The organism is Candidatus Pelagibacter sp. (genome assembly GCF_052049775.1).
Lineage (GTDB): Bacteria > Pseudomonadota > Alphaproteobacteria > Pelagibacterales > Pelagibacteraceae > Pelagibacter.
This window is the reverse complement of record NZ_JBNGZH010000005.1, coordinates 1-16,119: the sequence shown is the minus strand read 5'-3', so window position 1 is coordinate 16,119 and position 16,119 is coordinate 1. Positions and strand designations below refer to the sequence as shown.

Sequence of the window (16,119 nt, the reverse complement as noted above, 5' to 3'; positions counted from 1 at the left end):
AAGGGGTAACATATGAAAGCATATATAATGGGAAACTACACTGAAAAAGCTTTTCAAGGTTTTTTAAAAGATCCTAAAAGTGATAGAAAAGCAGTAGTTGAACAATTAACAAAAGCTATGGGTGGAACAATGCATAGTATGGATATAGTTAGAGGTCCATATGACTTTATTGTTGTTAATGAACTTACAACATTTGAAGACTTTGCAGCAGTAAAACTTGTAGTAGAAGCATCAGGAGCAGTTAAAAATTTAACAATGTTGGAAGCTATTGATTTTAATAAAGCTACTGTTAAAGCGAGTGAAGTTGCATCAGGTGCATACAAAGCGCCAGGACAATAAATAGATTATTACTTCCAGTACGCGGGCTGGAAGTAAATTTATTTACTTTTTCAATTTAGAGGAAAACTTAAGGTTAGTATTATCAAACTTTTCTATATTATTTTTAATATAATTATCCATAATTTCTAATTTATCTCCCTCGAATTCTGAGACTTTTCGATTATTTAAATCAACATATAATGCAAGGACTTCAATCGTAGATGCTAAATATTGCTTTTGCTTATGGATCATTTCCATCTTATATTGCAACCTTTTTTTATCGTGATCAAAAAAAACTAAATTTACATCTACCTCATCATTCATCTTTAGTTCTTGATTATATGTAATATGAGACTCAACAATCATCGTACTTTTTCCGGTAGTCCTTGCTGAATGCTCACCCATTTTAAAGGTGTCATTTAATATATCAGCCCCATATTTATCAAAGATCAAAAGATAATAAGAAACATTCATATGATTGTTATAATCAATCCAATCCTTCACAATTTTTTGTGAACTTAAAAAAATCGGCATTGTTAAATAAATTTAATGATTTGGATTATCGTTATCCACTACGAGGCATATTTCAGATTTAGTTAAAAATCTTCTTCCAGTTCCATTATCTAATGAAAACATTCCACCAATTCCTTTTACAGCATCTATCGTAAGATCAGTATGTTTCCATTTTTCATATTGATCACCATTCATATAAAATGGAACTCCACCTATTTCCCCAAGTTTAATATCGTTATCTCCCAATGGAAATTCACCTTCTTGGAAACACATAGGTGCACTCCCATCACAACATCCTCCTGATTGATGAAACATTAACTTTTCACCATATTTTTCTTTAAGTTCAGATAATAAACTTAGTGCCGAATTTGTTGCAGATACTTTCATATTTTTTCTCTGGCCCATGATATCGAATCATGGACCAGTATATATTATTTGATTAAAAGAAGCCTAATTTTTTCTCAGCGTAAGAAACATGTAGATTCTTATTCTGTCTGTAATGATTAAGCATCATTTTGTGAGTTTCTCTGCCAACTCCAGATTGTTTGTATCCACCAAATGGTGAGTGAGCTGGGTATGCATGATAACAATTAGTCCATACTATCCCTGCTTGTATTGCTCTACCCATTCTATAAGCAATATTACCATTTCTAGTCCAAACAGCTGCTCCTAAACCATAAAGAGTATCATTGGCAATTTTTAATGCCTCTGCTTCATCTTTAAATTTAATTACAGACACAACAGGTCCGAAGATTTCTTCTTGAGATATTCTCATATCATTTTTTGCTTCAAAAACAGTTGGTTGAATGTAATTACCTTTTTCTAATCCACTGTTAAGTTTTGCAACACTTCCTCCTGTTAGGACTTTCGCACCCTCTTTTTTCCCTAGATCAAGATAAGATTTAATCTTCTCCATTTGTTCTACGGAAGCCTGTGCTCCAATCATAGTTTCCATTTTTAAAGGGTTGTCTTGAACAACAGCTTTTGTTCTAGCTATAGCTCTTTCCATGAATTTATCATAGATCGACTCTTGAACTAAAGCTCTACTCGGACAAGTACAAACCTCACCTTGGTTAAGATTGAACATAACAAAACCTTCAATACATTTATCGAAGAAATCATCATCTTTATCCATGATATCCTCAAAGAAAATGTTTGGAGATTTTCCACCTAATTCCAAAGTTATTGGAATTATGTTTTGTGCAGCATACTGCATTATCAATCTTCCTGTTGTTGTTTCACCAGTAAATGCAACTTTAGCAACTCTTTTTGATGATGCTAAAGGTTTACCTGCCTCTAAACCAAAACCACTAACAATGTTGACAACTCCTGGAGGTAATAAATCCCCAATAAGTTCCATCATCACCATTATGGATGCTGGCGTTTGTTCGGCTGGTTTTAAAACTGAACAGTTACCTGCTGCAAGAGCTGGTGCTAGTTTCCATGTAGCCATAAGTAATGGGAAGTTCCAAGGAACTATTTGACCAACTACTCCTAAAGGTTCAGGTATGTTGTAAGAGTATTGAGAATTGCTAATTTCTGCAATTGATCCCTCTTCTGCTCTTATTACACCAGCAAAATATCTCCAATGATCAACAACCAAAGGTAAATCTGCTGCCATACATTCTCTTATTGGCTTTCCATTATCTAAACATTCTGCTGTTGCGAGTAAGTTTAGATTTTTTTCTAAAACATCAGCGATCTTATATAATATGTTTGATCTTGTTGTGATGTCTGTTTTTCCCCACTCTGGGAAGGCTGCGTGAGCTGCATCTAATGCTGCTTCTACGTCTTTTTCGTCTGATCGCGCAACTGAACAGATTTTCTCATTTGAGATCGGGCTTACATTATCAAAATACTTGCCTGATTTTGGTTCTACAAATTTTCCATTAATGTAGTTTCCATATTTTGCTTTGAACGGAAATTTAACCTTTAAATGAGAAGTATCTAATACAGATGACACTTTCATTGCTTCTGCACTCATTTTTTTCTCCTCTTGTTATTTATATAAATTAATTAAAAACCTTTTTGGGAATGATGTAAATGGGTCAATAATGTTTTCAACTAAGAATTGTATTAATCGAGCTTTATTTTACTGATTTTATTGTCTGCTTTTCTCACAAAATAAATTCCTACTGATACTGCAATGAGAGATATCAAAACTTTGAAAGTGATCAATTCCTTCAGGAAAATGTAACTCAAGATAGTTCCAAAAATTGGAATTAAATATGAAACTTGTGACTGAAATATCAGTCCATTATTAACTAAAATTCTAAATCTCAATAACCATGCAATTCCAGTAGAAACTAGGCCAAGATATATCACGGATATTGTGGAATCTAACCTTGGCGAGACATTCCATGGTTGTTCAACAATACTTGCAATAGGTATCAAAATCAAAACTGCCCAAACCAGTATTGAACCAGTTACATTTTCATTTTTTTTATTACTAATTTTTAAGGTTAGAACTCCACCTATTACATAACAAGTTGAGCCTAATAGAATTAGTATTGCGGAAAAAAAATTATTTTCATTAATCAAAATATTATCAGAAAATAAATAAAGTATTCCAGAAAAACCAATTAAGATTCCTATTGTTTTGATAAAATTGAATTTCTCATTCTTTGTATAAAAATGACCAAGCACAGTTGAACTTAATGGTGTAGTTGACATCAATATCGCGGCCAAATTACTTTGAACTGATTGCACGCCGTAGGCAATTAAAAAAAAAGGAGCTACTAGATTTATAAATCCTATCATTGCGAACCAATACCAATCTTTTGAAAAAGCTTCGATCTTTATCTTTTTATAATAACAAAGCAACAAAACTGGTATTGCTCCAAAAAACACTCTTAAAAATGCAATGGTAATTGGTCCAAATGAATAGGTTGCAATTTTGATATTAAAAAAAGCTGATGCCCATATTAAAGCTAACAAAATTAATAAAAGATAATCTAATAGTTTTGGTTGTCTCATTCGGTAATATCTTCAATTGTTCCTTTTGTAATTTTCTTTAAATCTGAGAAATTGATTTTAAATATACAATTTGGATGACCTGCAGCAGCAAATAAAAAATCAAACCTATTTAAAGAATTATCTATGTAAATATCAACATTTTCTAAATGGCCTACTGGTGAAACACCGCCAATAGTATAACCAGTAATGTTTTTTACATCTTCAGCAGTAGCCATAGAAACATCATCAAATTTAATATTTTTCTTAATTTTTCTTAGTGAAGCTTTCTTATCTCCAGCAACCAAAAATAAAGTAAACTTATTATCTGTCTTAAAAAGTAAGCTTTTTACAATTGCTCCTACCTCACATCGTAAAGAAGATGCGGCTTCTAAAGCAGTTCTAGCTGATGTTTCTAAAACACTAACACTTAAATTTTGGTCGAATTCTCTAATAATTCTTCCAACTCTTCGAACTGGTTCTTTATCAAGTAATGTCATTATTCAACTCTGAATTGTTAGTATTCTTAGTCTTTTCAATATACACTTATGTTAAAAATGCATAGGTGTTATTAAGTAAAAGGGGATTATTTATCAGTCTTTATTTGGTATCACAACCCACAAGATTACAGAGGAGATATAATGAGTGCAAAAAATGTATTAAAAGTTATTAAAGACAAAGAGATCGATTACGTTGATCTAAGATTTACTGACCCTAGAGGTAAACTTCAACACGTTACAATGGACACTAAGGTAGTTGACGAAGATATGTTAAACGATGGAATTTTCTTTGATGGCTCCTCAATTGCAGGTTGGAAAGCTATTAATGAATCTGACATGATTTTAAAGCCTGATTTAAGCAGAACTGTAGTTGATCCGTTTACGTCTCATAATACATTAAACATTTTTTGTGATATTTTGGATGCAATAAAAAAAGATCCTTACGAAAGAGATCCTCGAGGAACAGCAAAAAAAGCAGAGGCATATTTAAAAAAATCTGGAATTGGTGACAAAGCATTTTTTGGTCCAGAAGCTGAATTTTTTGTATTCGATGATGTAAGATTTAAAAATGACATGAATGAAACTGGCTTCAAAATTGATAGTACTGAAGGCCCTTACAACACTGGAAAAAAATATGAAAACGGAAATATGGGACACAGACCTGGTATCAAAGGTGGTTACTTCCCAGTTCCTCCTGTTGATAGTGCACAAGATATGAGAAGTGAGTATTTAAAAGCAATGAAAGACATGGGTATTAAAGTTGAGAAACATCACCATGAAGTTGCTCCAAGTCAGCATGAACTTGGAATGTATTTTGGAACTTTAGTTGATCAAGCAGATAACTTGCAATTGTATAAGTATGCGGTACACATGGTTTCACATTCATTTGGAAAAACTGCAACTTTTATGCCTAAACCAGTAAAAGGTGATAATGGATCAGGTATGCACGTGCACCAATCAATTTGGAAAGGAAATACAGCATTATTTTCAGGAGATAAATATGCTGGCTTATCCGATTTAGCTTTACACTATATTGGTGGAATTTTAAAACATGCAAAAGCTATAAACGCTTTTTCAAACGCAACAACCAATAGTTACAAAAGATTGATCCCGGGATTTGAAGCCCCAGTATTATTAGCGTACTCAGCGAGAAACAGGTCAGCTTCATGTAGGATCCCTATCACTCTAAGTAAAAAAGCTGCGAGATGTGAAATTAGATTTGGCGATGCAGCTGGAAACCCATACTTAACTTTTGCAGCAATGCTTATGGCTGGACTAGATGGTATTAAAAATAAAATTGATCCAGGTAAATCTTTCGATAAGGATCTTTATGCTTTATCTGAAAATGAAGTTAAAAAAATACCTACTGTTTGTGGCTCATTAAGAGAAGCAATGGAAAGTTTGGATAAGGACAGAGATTTTTTAAAACAAGGTAACGTATTCACTGATGATCAGATAGATGCTTACATTGCTTTAAAATTTGAGGAAATACATAATTTCGAACACACACCACACCCAATAGAGTTCGACATGTATTATAGTTGTTAAAAATTATTGTCTAGTAGTGGCAATCTTGTTTTTGCCAGGACCTTTTTTAACAACGTAATCTTGAGTTCCGTTAGCTCCTGTTTCAACAGATTTGATCAAAGATCTTTGTAAGCTTTTTCTTTTTTCTTTTCTGTCTTCAGACGCTAATAAATTTCTAAATTCAAAAACGTTCATGTAATAATTATATACTAGATATGCATTTTAAGCAATACAGCTATGCAACTTATGGGATACTAAATTTTATTCTACTTTAAAGGATTCCCCGCAACCACATCTCTCTGTTTCATTGGGATTATTGAACACAAAAGTTGAAGAAAAATCCTCTTTTTTGTAATCCATTTCAGTACCTAATAAATACATCACTGCAGCAGAATCTATAAAAACCTTAACTCCCTTATCCTCAATTACCTCATCATTCGGGTTAAGTTCTTTAGAATATTCCATTACATATGACATGCCTGCGCATCCTCCAGATTTAACTGAAACTCTCACTCCTAAAGCATCTTTTTCGGCACTAGACATGATTTCTTTAATTCTGTTTGCTGCATTTTCACTTAATTTAATTATAGGATTCATTACAAATTTAACTCCAACTTAGCAGCATCTGACATCATATCTTTGTTCCAAGGTGGGTCCCAAACTAGTTGAAGATCAACATCATCAATTTCTTCAACTTGCATAGCTCCTTCTTTTACTTCTTTTGGTAAACTCTCTGCAACAGGACAATTTGGTGTGGTTAAGGTCATTTTTATTTCAGCTTTTTTTCCTTTTACTTGAATATCATAAATTAAACCAAGTTCATAAATATTAACTGGTAACTCAGGATCATAAATTTTTCTAATTTCGTTTATAATTTTTTCTTTTATTTCCATAATATTAATCTTCTGTGCTCACTTGCTTTCCGTCATCTTCCATTGCAGAAATCAAAGTATGCCATGATAAGGTAGCACATTTTACTCTCATAGGATATTGTTTTACTCCGGATAGACACATTAGTTTTGTTTTATCATCTTCCTCTAAAATCGTAGACTTTAATTCAGGATTTTCTTTTATCATTCCAAGAAAATCATCTATGATCTCCTTTGCTTCATTGTCACTTTTGCCTTTAATCAAATCTGTCATTATTGAAGCTGAGGCCATTGATATTGCGCAACCACTTCCTTCAAAAGAAATATCTTCAACTTTTCTTTGATTATTCAATTTTAGATAAACATGGACATTATCCCCACATAAAGGATTATTCCCTTTAGCATCTTTATTAAAATTCTCAGTCTTCCTCAAATTCCTTGGATTTTTTCCATGTTCTAAAATTATTTCTTGATATAATTCTTTTAAATTCATTTTAAATCAAAAATTTTTTTACATTTGTTTATAGACTCATTTAATTGATCAAAATCACTTTTAGTATTATAGACACCTACTGATGCTCTTGCACTAGCAGGAATCTCGAGTTTGTCGTGTAAAATTTGACAGCAATGGTGTCCAGCTCTAATAGCTACACCGTCTTCGTCAAGTATTGTCGCGATGTCATGTGGATGTACTCCTTCAATCGTAAACGATATTACACCGCCTTTATTTTTTGGATTGCCAATTATTTTTACTGAATTATTCTTTTTTAAAATTTCTTGACCATATTCTATTAATTCTTTTTCATGTTTAATTATATTTTCAATTCCAATACTTTCTAAAAATTTGATAGACTTATCAAAAGCTATCACCTGTGCAGTGGCCATAGTGCCTGCTTCATACTTATTTGGAAGATCACCATAAGTAATACGATCTTTTTTAACTTCTTTAATCATTCCACCACCACCTTGATAAGGTGGTAATTCTTCGAGCCATTTTTTTTTTCCATACAAAATTCCAAGTCCAGTCGGTCCATACATTTTATGACAAGAAATTGCATAAAAATCACAGTCCAGATCTTGCACATCAAGTTTCAAATGTGGTGCACCTTGACATCCATCTACAACAACAATTATATCTTTTGCGTGTGCAAGCTCAGTAATCTCTTTGATTGGTAAGATTGCGCCAGTGACATTCGATAGATGATTAATGGCAATCACCTTTGTTTTTGGCGTAATTTTTTTTTCAATATTTTCAATTGGAATTTCTCCCTCTTCATTTATTTCAGCAAAATTAATCTTTATATTTTTTGATTTTCTCAAATAGTGCCATGGTACATAATTTGAATGATGCTCTAACTCAGTGAGTAAAATTTCGTCACCTTCATTCAAATACTTTTGGCCAAGTGTATTAGCAACTAAATTGAGGGCTTCAGTTGCACCCTTAGTAAATACAATCTCATTTTTATCTTTTGCATTAATATATTTTTGGACAGAAGATCGTGTATTTTCGTATAAATTTGTAGCTGCCACTGCCAAATAATGAATACTTCTGCCCACATTTGAAAATTCTTTAGTATAGAATTCGTTTATTCTATCAATAACAACTTTAGGTTTTTGAGAAGAATTAGCACTATCCAAATAAACTAGATCATTGTTTTGTATCTTTTCATCAAAGATAGGAAACTCTTTTTTAATATTATCTATGTTCATTTTTTTAAACCAATCATTTTTTTTAATAAATCTTTAATTTCAGCGTCAGTAATCTTTTCGATTACATCAAGCAAAAAACCATTTATTAATAGTCCTTTAGCTTGTTTATAATTTAGTCCTCTAGACATTAAATAAAAAATTGAATTATCATCAAGACTACCAGATGCTGATCCATGAGAACATTTAACATCATCAGCATAAATTTCTAATTCAGGTTTTGCGTTAAACTCTGAGGTTTCGTCTAACAAAATTGCTTTACTTAATTGATATCCATCTGTTTTCTGTGCCTTTGAGTCTACATATATTCTTCCTTGATAAGCAGACTTTGTATTTTTTCCAAGCACACTCTTAATTAACTGATAGCTTTTTGTATTTTCAACCAAATGATTTATAGTAGTTCTTATTTCGTGCTGTTTATTATCATCTAACGAAAAAATACCATTTATAAATGCTGAAGAATATTCGCCTTTTAGATTACAATTTATCTCATTTTTGAAATAATCTGACCCTGCAGAAAAAACAAAAGTTTCAGAAATACTATTTTGTTTTTGATCTATATTATTAAATGAATATTTTAGATTTTTATTCAAAGACTTATCAATTTTATAGTTTTTAAGAATCGCATCTTTATCCAAATTAAAATTGTAAAAAATATTCATAAAATTTTTTTCACTATCATCACTAAAGAAATCTATCAATTTTAGTGAGCTGTTTTGTTCAAGCTCAAAATCTAACCTTAAATTAATATTCTTTGATTTCATTTTCTCATTGGACAAATGATAAATGATTAAAGGTTTTTTTAATGAGTAGTCTTTTTTAATTAAAATTTTAAAATGTTTATTACTTAATGCAATATTCAAATCAATTAATGAATTGTTGTTTTCAGACTTATCAGTTGTGTAAGAGTCCTCAATTATTTCAATCTGTTTTTTATCCTCATACCTAAAGTCAATTTTTTCAACTCTTCCATTAATAAAAATAATTTTATTATGTTCTAAATCATCAATAAAAATTGATGGATCAATCTTATTTTCAATTGAATAATCATTATAAAAGCTCAAATCTGAAATATTATTACTAATTATTTGATTTATATCTAAAAACTTCCAATTTTCTTGTTTTCTATTTGGGAAACCATTTTCAATAAATTTATTTAGGTAAGACTTTTTTATCTCAATATCTCTATTAGAAAAATTAGAAACTTCTTGAATTTTGTTAAAATCTATTTTTAATTGTTCCTTCATCTAATTAAAACTCTCATATCCTTTTTTTTCTAATTCTTCTGCAAGTTCAGGTCCACCTGATTTAATAATCCTTCCATTCATTAAAACATGAACGAAATCTGGCTTGATATAATCTAATAATCTTTGATAATGAGTAATGATTAAAAAAGAATTTTCATTATTCCTTAATGTGTTTACACCATCTGCAACTATTTTTAGAGCATCTATATCTAAACCTGAGTCTGTTTCATCTAAAATTGAAAGTTTTGGCGCCAGCATTGACATTTGTAGAATTTCATTTTTCTTTTTTTCTCCACCAGAGAAGCCTACATTTAATTGCCTATTAAGTTTTTCTTCATCAAATTTAAGTTCCTTAGCTTTTTCTTTCACGAGTTTTAAAAACTCGATAGCATCAAGTTCTTTTTGTCCACGAGCTTTTCTAATTGCATTTAGAGAAGTCTTTAAAAAAATATTAGTATTTACCCCAGGAATTTCTAAAGGGTATTGGAAGGCTAAAAATATACCTTTGTGTGCTCTTTCCTCAGTTTCAAGTTCAAATAAATCTTTATTTTCAAATAATATTTCTCCAGATACCTCATAACCTTTTTTTCCCGATAAAATATTAGATAACGTACTTTTTCCAGAACCATTAGGACCCATTATTGCATGAACTTCACCTGGTTTTATATTTAGTGAAAATCCCTTTAAAATTGACTTATTTTCAACATTTGCGTTTAAGTTATTAATTTTCAGCATTAACCCACGCTCCCTTCAAGACTAATTCCAACAAGTTTTTGTGCCTCTACAGCAAACTCCATGGGTAATTGCTGCAGAACTTCTTTGCAAAATCCATTAACTATCAACCCAACAGCTTCCTCAGGATTTAATCCTCTTTGTTGACAATAGTGCAATTGCTCTTCACTTATTTTTGACGTTGTTGCTTCATGAGCAACATTTGAGTCAAAATTTTTGTTCTTTATGTAAGGAACAGTGTGCGCTCCACATTTATTTCCCATTAAAAGAGAGTCACATTGAGTATAGTTACTAGAATTTTTTGCTTTTGAATTTATATCTACTAATCCTCTATAAGTCATATCAGAAAATCCAGCACTAATACCTTTGGAAATTATTTTACTTTTAGTATTTTTACCAAGGTGGATCATCTTTGTCCCAGTATCTGCTTTTTGATGATTATTTGTAATTGCTATTGAATAAAATTCTCCAATTGAGTTATCACCCTTTAAAATACAACTAGGGTATTTCCAAGTTATAGCAGAACCTGTCTCTACCTGTGTCCAAGAAATCTTAGAATTTTTTCCCTTACATAGTCCTCTTTTGGTTACAAAATTATAAATTCCTCCTTTTCCATTTTCATCTCCCGGGTACCAGTTTTGAACAGTTGAATATTTAATCTCTGCATCATCAAGAGCTATTAGTTCAACATTAGCAGCGTGTAATTGATTTTCATCTCTCATCGGTGCAGTACAGCCTTCTAAATAACTCACGTAACTTCCTTTATCAGCAATAATTAAAGTTCTTTCAAATTGACCAGTTTCTGATGCGTTAATTCTGAAATAGGTCGAGAGCTCCATTGGACACTTTACACCTTCAGGAATATAAACAAATGACCCATCGGTAAAAACAGCAGAATTTAATGTCGCAAAAAAATGATCTGTTGTTGGAATTACTGTTCCTAAATATTTTTTTACTAAATCAGGATGTTTTTGTATTGCTTCTGACATTGAACAAAAAATGATTCCATGTTTTGTTAATTCACCTTTAAATGTTGTGGCTACTGAAACAGAATCAAATACCGCATCTACAGCTATTCCGTTTAATCTTGCTTGTTCTTGAAGGGGAATTCCTAATTTATTATAAGTTTCTAAAAGTTTAGGATCTAATTCATCTAAGCTTTTAGGTTTATCCTTCATGCTTTTCGGAGCCGAATAGTAATATAAATCTTGATAATCAATTTTAGGATACTTAGGTTTTTGCCAGTCAGGTTCTTTGAGAAGCTTAAATCTTTCAAATGCTTTTAATCTAAAATCCAACATCCATTCAGGTTCTTTTTTAATATTTGAAATAAACTTAATTACATTTTCATTTAGACCTTTTGGTGCTTTAATATTTTCAATATCAGTTGTAAAACCGTATTTATAATCTTTTAAATTTTCTATATCTTTTTCTCTAGTATCCATTTTATAATCTTCTTTCAAAGTTTTCTTTTACTAAGTCGTCTAAACTCTTTTTATCAAAAAAATTATTGATGTGAGTTTCAAGTTCATCCCAAAGATTGTGAGTTAAACATTTTGTAGATTTACCATTGCATCCTTTTTTTGACTCTTTTTTACATTGGACAGTTTTTACTTTTTCATCTACTGCATCAAAAATATTTGTTAATTTTATTTCTTTAGCTTTCCTATTTAAAATATATCCACCTTGAGTTCCTCTAACACTTTGAACAATTTCTTTTTTTCTCAATTTTGAAAAAATTTGTTCTAAATAATCTAACGAAATGCCTTGTCTTAAAGATATATCCCTTAGAGAAACTGGATTAATTCCATCAAATCTAGCCAGATCCACTAAAGCCATTACCGCATATCTGCCTTTAGATGTAAGTCTCATAATTCCTTATTTTACTGGGGTATATATAAACCTGACCAAAATAGTCAAGTATCATGAATAAAAAAAAAGCTAACATTTTGTCACGCAGTTGTGATAAACCTAATTTTTTTTTGAGAATAATAATCAATAACAATTATGGAAAATAAAATATTAGAAATATTTATTCCAGGACCTGCAGGTAGACTTGAAGCCAAATATTACAAGAGTAAAAAAAATACTTCACCAATAGCTTTAGTCTTACAACCACACCCTCAGTATGGAGGGACAATGAATAATAAAGTTGTTGTGGAAACTTTTCATACTTTTATGGAAAATGATTTTTCAGTTTGCAGAGTAAATTTTAGAGGTGTAGGAAAGAGTGATGGAGAATTTGATAATGGTCAAGGTGAATTAGCAGATGCTGCAGCTGCTCTTGATTGGTTAGAGAGAGAAAATTTTGATAATTCTCAATGTTGGGTTTCAGGTTTTTCTTTTGGGTCATTGATTGCTATGCAACTTTTAATGAGGAGACCAGAGATAAATAGATTTGTCGCAATCTCTCCCCAACCAAATGTTTACGATTTTTCATTTTTGTCTCCATGTCCAACTTCTGGGATAATGATTTATGGAAAAAAAGATGAATTGGTGCCTGTTGAACATATCAATGAACTAAATAAAAGATTAAGTGCGCAAAAAGGTATTAAAGTTGAATTTCAATCAATCTCAGAAGCAAATCATTTTTTTTCAAAAAATGAGAATGCACTTTCAAAGTCTCTTGATAAATACATTAAAAAAGAAACAGCTTTGTATTAAAAATTTTCGACTAAAACTCCACCAGTTACCGATTTTGTACATCTAGTTGTATTTGGAAATGAAATAGGCATACCTTTTAAAGATCTTATCGCTAAAAAAGCAAAAGCTTGAGACTCGATAAAGTCTCCATCAAATCCATATTGATCAATCGAACAAAGATTTAAATCATCAAAATTACTTTTTATACTTTCTAAGAGATATTTATTTTTTCTTCCTCCTCCACATACTAACCATTTACTTTTTTGAGAATTATTCTTATTGTGAATAAAATTTATTCCATTGGAAATTAATTTAGCGGTGAAATCAGTGATGGTTGCAGCACCATCCTCTAATGAAAGTCCTTTTGCAAAAAAAATATCAAAATTTTTAGTATCTAAAGATTTTTCAAAATTAGATTGTTCAGTAAAATTGTCCAAAGCTTGATTTAAAATTAATCTGTCTGTTTTTCCAGATTTCGCTACTAAACCTTCTTTGTCATATCCTTTTTTTGAATTTTTTCTCATCCATTCATCTATCAAACAATTGCCAGGTCCAATATCACAGGCATAAATTTTTTCTTCTAAACTCAAATTCTTATATTCTATTGTAGAGGTAACATTAGAAATACCTCCAATATTAAGAATATTCATTGGAAAACCTAAACTAAATTTTTTATTTAATTCATTAGCTAAAGCATTATGAAAGATTGGTGCTAGAGGAGCACCCTGACCCCCATTTTCTAAATCATTTTGTCTAAAATTATAAATAACTTTCTTTTTCGTTAATTGAGATAGTAGCAATCCGTCACCCAATTGTTTTGTAATTTTTTTTTCTGGAGCATGAAATATTGTTTGACCATGAAAACCAATTAAATCAACCTCAGATTTTGATAATTCAAGGCATTTATTAACAGCCTTAAAATGAAATAAAGTTATTTCTCTTTCTAAATCTTTGATTTCAACTTGATATTTGGTTAAATCATCTGGATTTAAGATTTTATCCCTAATTTTAAGTATTTTTTGAGTTAATTCTTCATCATATTGAAAGTATTTATCGATTAATATTGAAAAGTCTTGATTACCATCTGACTTAATTATGGATACATCTACTCCATCAGATGAGGTACCACTCATTAAACCCATTGCTGTATAAATCTTATCCATTCTTATTTTTTTTTATTAAATAATGTATATTGTGGAACTATAGACTTATGGATAAATTTTTAAAAGAATTTAAAGATAGAGGCTACTTCTATCAATGCACGAATGAAAATGAATTATCCAAATTAATAAATAAAGAAAAAATTAAAGGTTACATAGGTTTTGATTGCACTGCTGAAAGTCTTCATGTTGGAAGCTTACTTCAAATCATGTGTCTTAGACTTCTTCAAAAATATGGGCACAGACCGATTGTCTTGTTAGGTGGAGGGACTACCAGAATTGGAGATCCTTCAGGTAAAGACAAAACAAGGAGAATTTTAACTGAAAAAGAAATAAATAAAAATACAAAAAATATTGAAAAAATATTAAAAAAATTTTTAAATAATAACGATCCAAAAACAAAACCTATTTTTGTAAATAATTATTCCTGGCTTAAAAATTTAAATTATATTTCATTTTTAAGAGAAATAGGAAAACATTTTACAATTAATAAAATGCTTACTTTCGAAAGTGTTAAAACTAGATTAGATAGAGAACAATCTTTAAGTTATATGGAATTTAATTATATGATTTTGCAAGCTTATGATTTTTTAGAACTAAATAAAAAAGAGAATTGTTCCTTACAAATAGGAGGTTCTGATCAATGGGGAAACATTGTCAATGGAACGGAGCTTATAAAAAGGTATTCTAGTAAACAAGCTTATGGTTTAACTACCCCTCTCATTACATTATCCTCAGGGGCAAAAATGGGCAAAACTGAGTCAGGTGCTATTTGGTTAGATGAAAAATTATTATCATCATATGACTATTGGCAATTTTGGAGAAATATCGATGACAGAGATGTAATAAAATTTTTAAAAATGTTTACAGATTTAGATATTGAAGAAATTGATAAAATGAAAGATGAAGACATTAATAAACTAAAAATTAAGCTAGCGAACAAAACAACTACTATGCTTCATGGCTTAAAAGCTGCTAAAAGTTCAGAGCAAGCAGCAAAAGAAGCTTTCTCAGGAACTTCGCTTGGTTCAAATTTACCTTCAATTAAAATTAAGAAAACTGATATTGAAAATAAAATGAGCATTATAGATCTCGTGATCTTATCTAAATTAGAAAATTCAAAAAGTGAAATCAGACGTCTTATTAAGGGAAATGCAATAAAACTGAATGATGAAATTATATCTCAAGAAAATCTGATTATTTCTTATGAATTATTCAGACAAAATTATTTAAAACTTTCTGTGGGAAAAAAAAGACATTTAAAAATTGAGTTAAGTTAATTCTTTTTAATTTTTTCCAATGTTCTTGTAATAAATCTTGGTGTTAAAGTTTTGACAGGATTGACTGAAGTTTTTAAATTTTTTGGAGGGCCTTTGATCTTAAAACTTACTCCAAATACTCCCTCACCAGTTTTTTTTCCGACTAATATTTCACCTAGCATAGGTAATGAGCCAATAAAATTATTAATTGTTGTGGCTGGCACCAATGTGCCCTTTAAACTAATTAATTTGTTTTTTTCAACGTAGCCCTCCATTAAAATAGATATTGCAGGACCAATCGCATAAATTTCTTCTATGGTCATTAAATCACCCTCATTTTTAAAATTCATTTCAAATTCCGTAAAACGTATACCATCTCCAGATAAAATATCCGCAATACCCTGTAAGGATGCTAACGTGAGAATCTTTGTCAATATAGGTAGCTCTTTTAATTTAAAATCATAAATTTTTATTTGTGAAACAGATTTTTTTGATTTTTTTGAACTGAAGAAATCGAGTGATCCTTCATCAAAACCTTTTATAAATTTATATCTTTTTACGATAGGTTTTGCCTCATCAACAAACAAGGTAGTAATTTTATTATCATTATCTTTATTTATTGTAAGTTTTAGTTTTTTATTTTTTGAAAAGCTTCCAATTAAGTCAGCTTTATATATTTCTTTATTTTTAAT

Annotated in this window: 19 protein-coding genes and 1 pseudogene; 4 read left to right on the top strand and 16 right to left on the bottom strand. The window is 30.4% G+C overall.

Annotated elements, in window-relative coordinates; genetic code table 11:
- Positions 1–12: 12 nt before the first annotated feature.
- Complete coding sequence (locus ACTT83_RS00925) at positions 13–339, top strand: GYD domain-containing protein (protein ID WP_440916595.1); 327 nt, start codon at positions 13–15, stop codon at positions 337–339.
- Between the two features lie 42 nt (positions 340–381).
- Here ACTT83_RS00925 and ACTT83_RS00920 read toward each other — a convergent pair whose 3' ends face one another.
- The 5 genes from ACTT83_RS00920 to ACTT83_RS00900 all read right to left on the bottom strand — a co-directional run bounded on the left by ACTT83_RS00920 (position 382) and on the right by ACTT83_RS00900 (position 4,283).
- Positions 382–852 carry a thioesterase family protein gene (locus tag ACTT83_RS00920; protein WP_440918361.1) on the bottom strand — a complete coding sequence of 157 codons (471 nt, stop codon included), beginning with the start codon at positions 850–852 and terminating at the stop codon, positions 382–384.
- Positions 853–864: 12 nt separating this feature from the next.
- On the bottom strand, positions 865–1,218 hold the full coding sequence (locus ACTT83_RS00915; RefSeq protein WP_440916597.1) for a DUF779 domain-containing protein: 354 nt from the start codon (positions 1,216–1,218) through the stop codon (positions 865–867).
- Between the two features lie 52 nt (positions 1,219–1,270).
- Positions 1,271–2,815, bottom strand: a complete 1,545-nt coding sequence (locus tag ACTT83_RS00910; protein ID WP_440916598.1) for an aldehyde dehydrogenase family protein — start codon at positions 2,813–2,815, stop codon at positions 1,271–1,273.
- A 92-nt stretch (positions 2,816–2,907) separates the two neighbouring features.
- Positions 2,908–3,807: a DMT family transporter gene (locus ACTT83_RS00905; protein ID WP_440918360.1), complete on the bottom strand. Its 900-nt coding sequence runs from the start codon at positions 3,805–3,807 to the stop codon at positions 2,908–2,910.
- Positions 3,804–4,283, bottom strand: a complete 480-nt coding sequence (locus ACTT83_RS00900; RefSeq protein WP_440918359.1) for a YbaK/EbsC family protein — start codon at positions 4,281–4,283, stop codon at positions 3,804–3,806. Before ACTT83_RS00900 ends, ACTT83_RS00905 begins: the two co-directional genes overlap by 4 nt.
- 141 nt (positions 4,284–4,424) lie before the next feature.
- Here ACTT83_RS00900 and glnA point away from each other — a divergent pair, with 141 nt between their 5' ends.
- Positions 4,425–5,831, top strand: coding sequence for a type I glutamate--ammonia ligase (gene glnA / locus ACTT83_RS00895; protein ID WP_440916601.1), 1,407 nt, complete (start codon positions 4,425–4,427; stop codon positions 5,829–5,831).
- A 3-nt stretch (positions 5,832–5,834) separates the two neighbouring features.
- Here the strand turns inward: glnA and ACTT83_RS00890 are convergent, their stop codons facing one another.
- The 9 genes from ACTT83_RS00890 to ACTT83_RS00850 all read right to left on the bottom strand — a co-directional run bounded on the left by ACTT83_RS00890 (position 5,835) and on the right by ACTT83_RS00850 (position 12,237).
- Positions 5,835–6,005, bottom strand: a complete 171-nt coding sequence (locus tag ACTT83_RS00890) for a hypothetical protein (protein ID WP_440918358.1) — start codon at positions 6,003–6,005, stop codon at positions 5,835–5,837.
- 66 nt (positions 6,006–6,071) lie between these two features.
- Positions 6,072–6,407, bottom strand: a complete 336-nt coding sequence (locus ACTT83_RS00885) for a HesB/IscA family protein (protein ID WP_440917817.1) — start codon at positions 6,405–6,407, stop codon at positions 6,072–6,074.
- On the bottom strand, positions 6,407–6,703 hold the full coding sequence (locus ACTT83_RS00880) for an iron-sulfur cluster assembly protein (protein WP_440916604.1): 297 nt from the start codon (positions 6,701–6,703) through the stop codon (positions 6,407–6,409). The genes ACTT83_RS00885 and ACTT83_RS00880 overlap by 1 nt, the downstream gene beginning before the upstream one ends.
- A gap of 4 nt (positions 6,704–6,707) precedes the next feature.
- Entirely contained in the window at positions 6,708–7,172 is a 465-nt protein-coding gene (gene sufU, locus ACTT83_RS00875; protein ID WP_440916605.1) for a Fe-S cluster assembly sulfur transfer protein SufU, read from the bottom strand.
- Positions 7,169–8,389, bottom strand: a complete 1,221-nt coding sequence (locus ACTT83_RS00870) for an aminotransferase class V-fold PLP-dependent enzyme (protein ID WP_440916606.1) — start codon at positions 8,387–8,389, stop codon at positions 7,169–7,171. The genes sufU and ACTT83_RS00870 overlap by 4 nt, the downstream gene beginning before the upstream one ends.
- Complete coding sequence (locus ACTT83_RS00865; RefSeq protein ID WP_440918357.1) at positions 8,386–9,633, bottom strand: SufB/SufD family protein; 1,248 nt, start codon at positions 9,631–9,633, stop codon at positions 8,386–8,388. The genes ACTT83_RS00870 and ACTT83_RS00865 overlap by 4 nt, the downstream gene beginning before the upstream one ends.
- A complete protein-coding gene (sufC, locus tag ACTT83_RS00860) occupies positions 9,634–10,368 on the bottom strand; it encodes a Fe-S cluster assembly ATPase SufC (protein ID WP_440918356.1) in 735 nt (244 codons plus the stop codon). It abuts the gene before it with no gap.
- The gene (gene sufB, locus ACTT83_RS00855) at positions 10,368–11,810 is read right to left on the bottom strand and encodes a Fe-S cluster assembly protein SufB (protein WP_440918380.1); all 1,443 of its coding nucleotides are present in this window, start codon (positions 11,808–11,810) and stop codon (positions 10,368–10,370) included. Before sufB ends, sufC begins: the two co-directional genes overlap by 1 nt.
- Position 11,811: 1 nt before the next feature.
- Positions 11,812–12,237: an Rrf2 family transcriptional regulator gene (locus ACTT83_RS00850; protein ID WP_440916610.1), complete on the bottom strand. Its 426-nt coding sequence runs from the start codon at positions 12,235–12,237 to the stop codon at positions 11,812–11,814.
- A 135-nt stretch (positions 12,238–12,372) separates the two neighbouring features.
- On the opposite strand from ACTT83_RS00850, the gene ACTT83_RS00845 reads away from it, so the two are divergent.
- A complete protein-coding gene (locus tag ACTT83_RS00845) occupies positions 12,373–13,029 on the top strand; it encodes an alpha/beta hydrolase (RefSeq protein WP_440917813.1) in 657 nt (218 codons plus the stop codon).
- On the opposite strand, the gene ACTT83_RS00840 is transcribed toward ACTT83_RS00845, so the two are convergent.
- On the bottom strand, positions 13,026–14,171 hold the full coding sequence (locus ACTT83_RS00840; protein ID WP_440918355.1) for an anhydro-N-acetylmuramic acid kinase: 1,146 nt from the start codon (positions 14,169–14,171) through the stop codon (positions 13,026–13,028). The genes ACTT83_RS00845 and ACTT83_RS00840 overlap by 4 nt on opposite strands.
- 47 nt (positions 14,172–14,218) lie before the next feature.
- Between ACTT83_RS00840 and tyrS the strand changes: the two genes are divergently transcribed.
- Entirely contained in the window at positions 14,219–15,448 is a 1,230-nt protein-coding gene (gene tyrS, locus ACTT83_RS00835) for a tyrosine--tRNA ligase (protein ID WP_440918354.1), read from the top strand.
- Here the strand turns inward: tyrS and ACTT83_RS00830 are convergent.
- Positions 15,445–16,119: pseudogene (locus ACTT83_RS00830) on the bottom strand (hypothetical protein); the annotation flags it as partial. The gene tyrS and the pseudogene ACTT83_RS00830 overlap by 4 nt on opposite strands.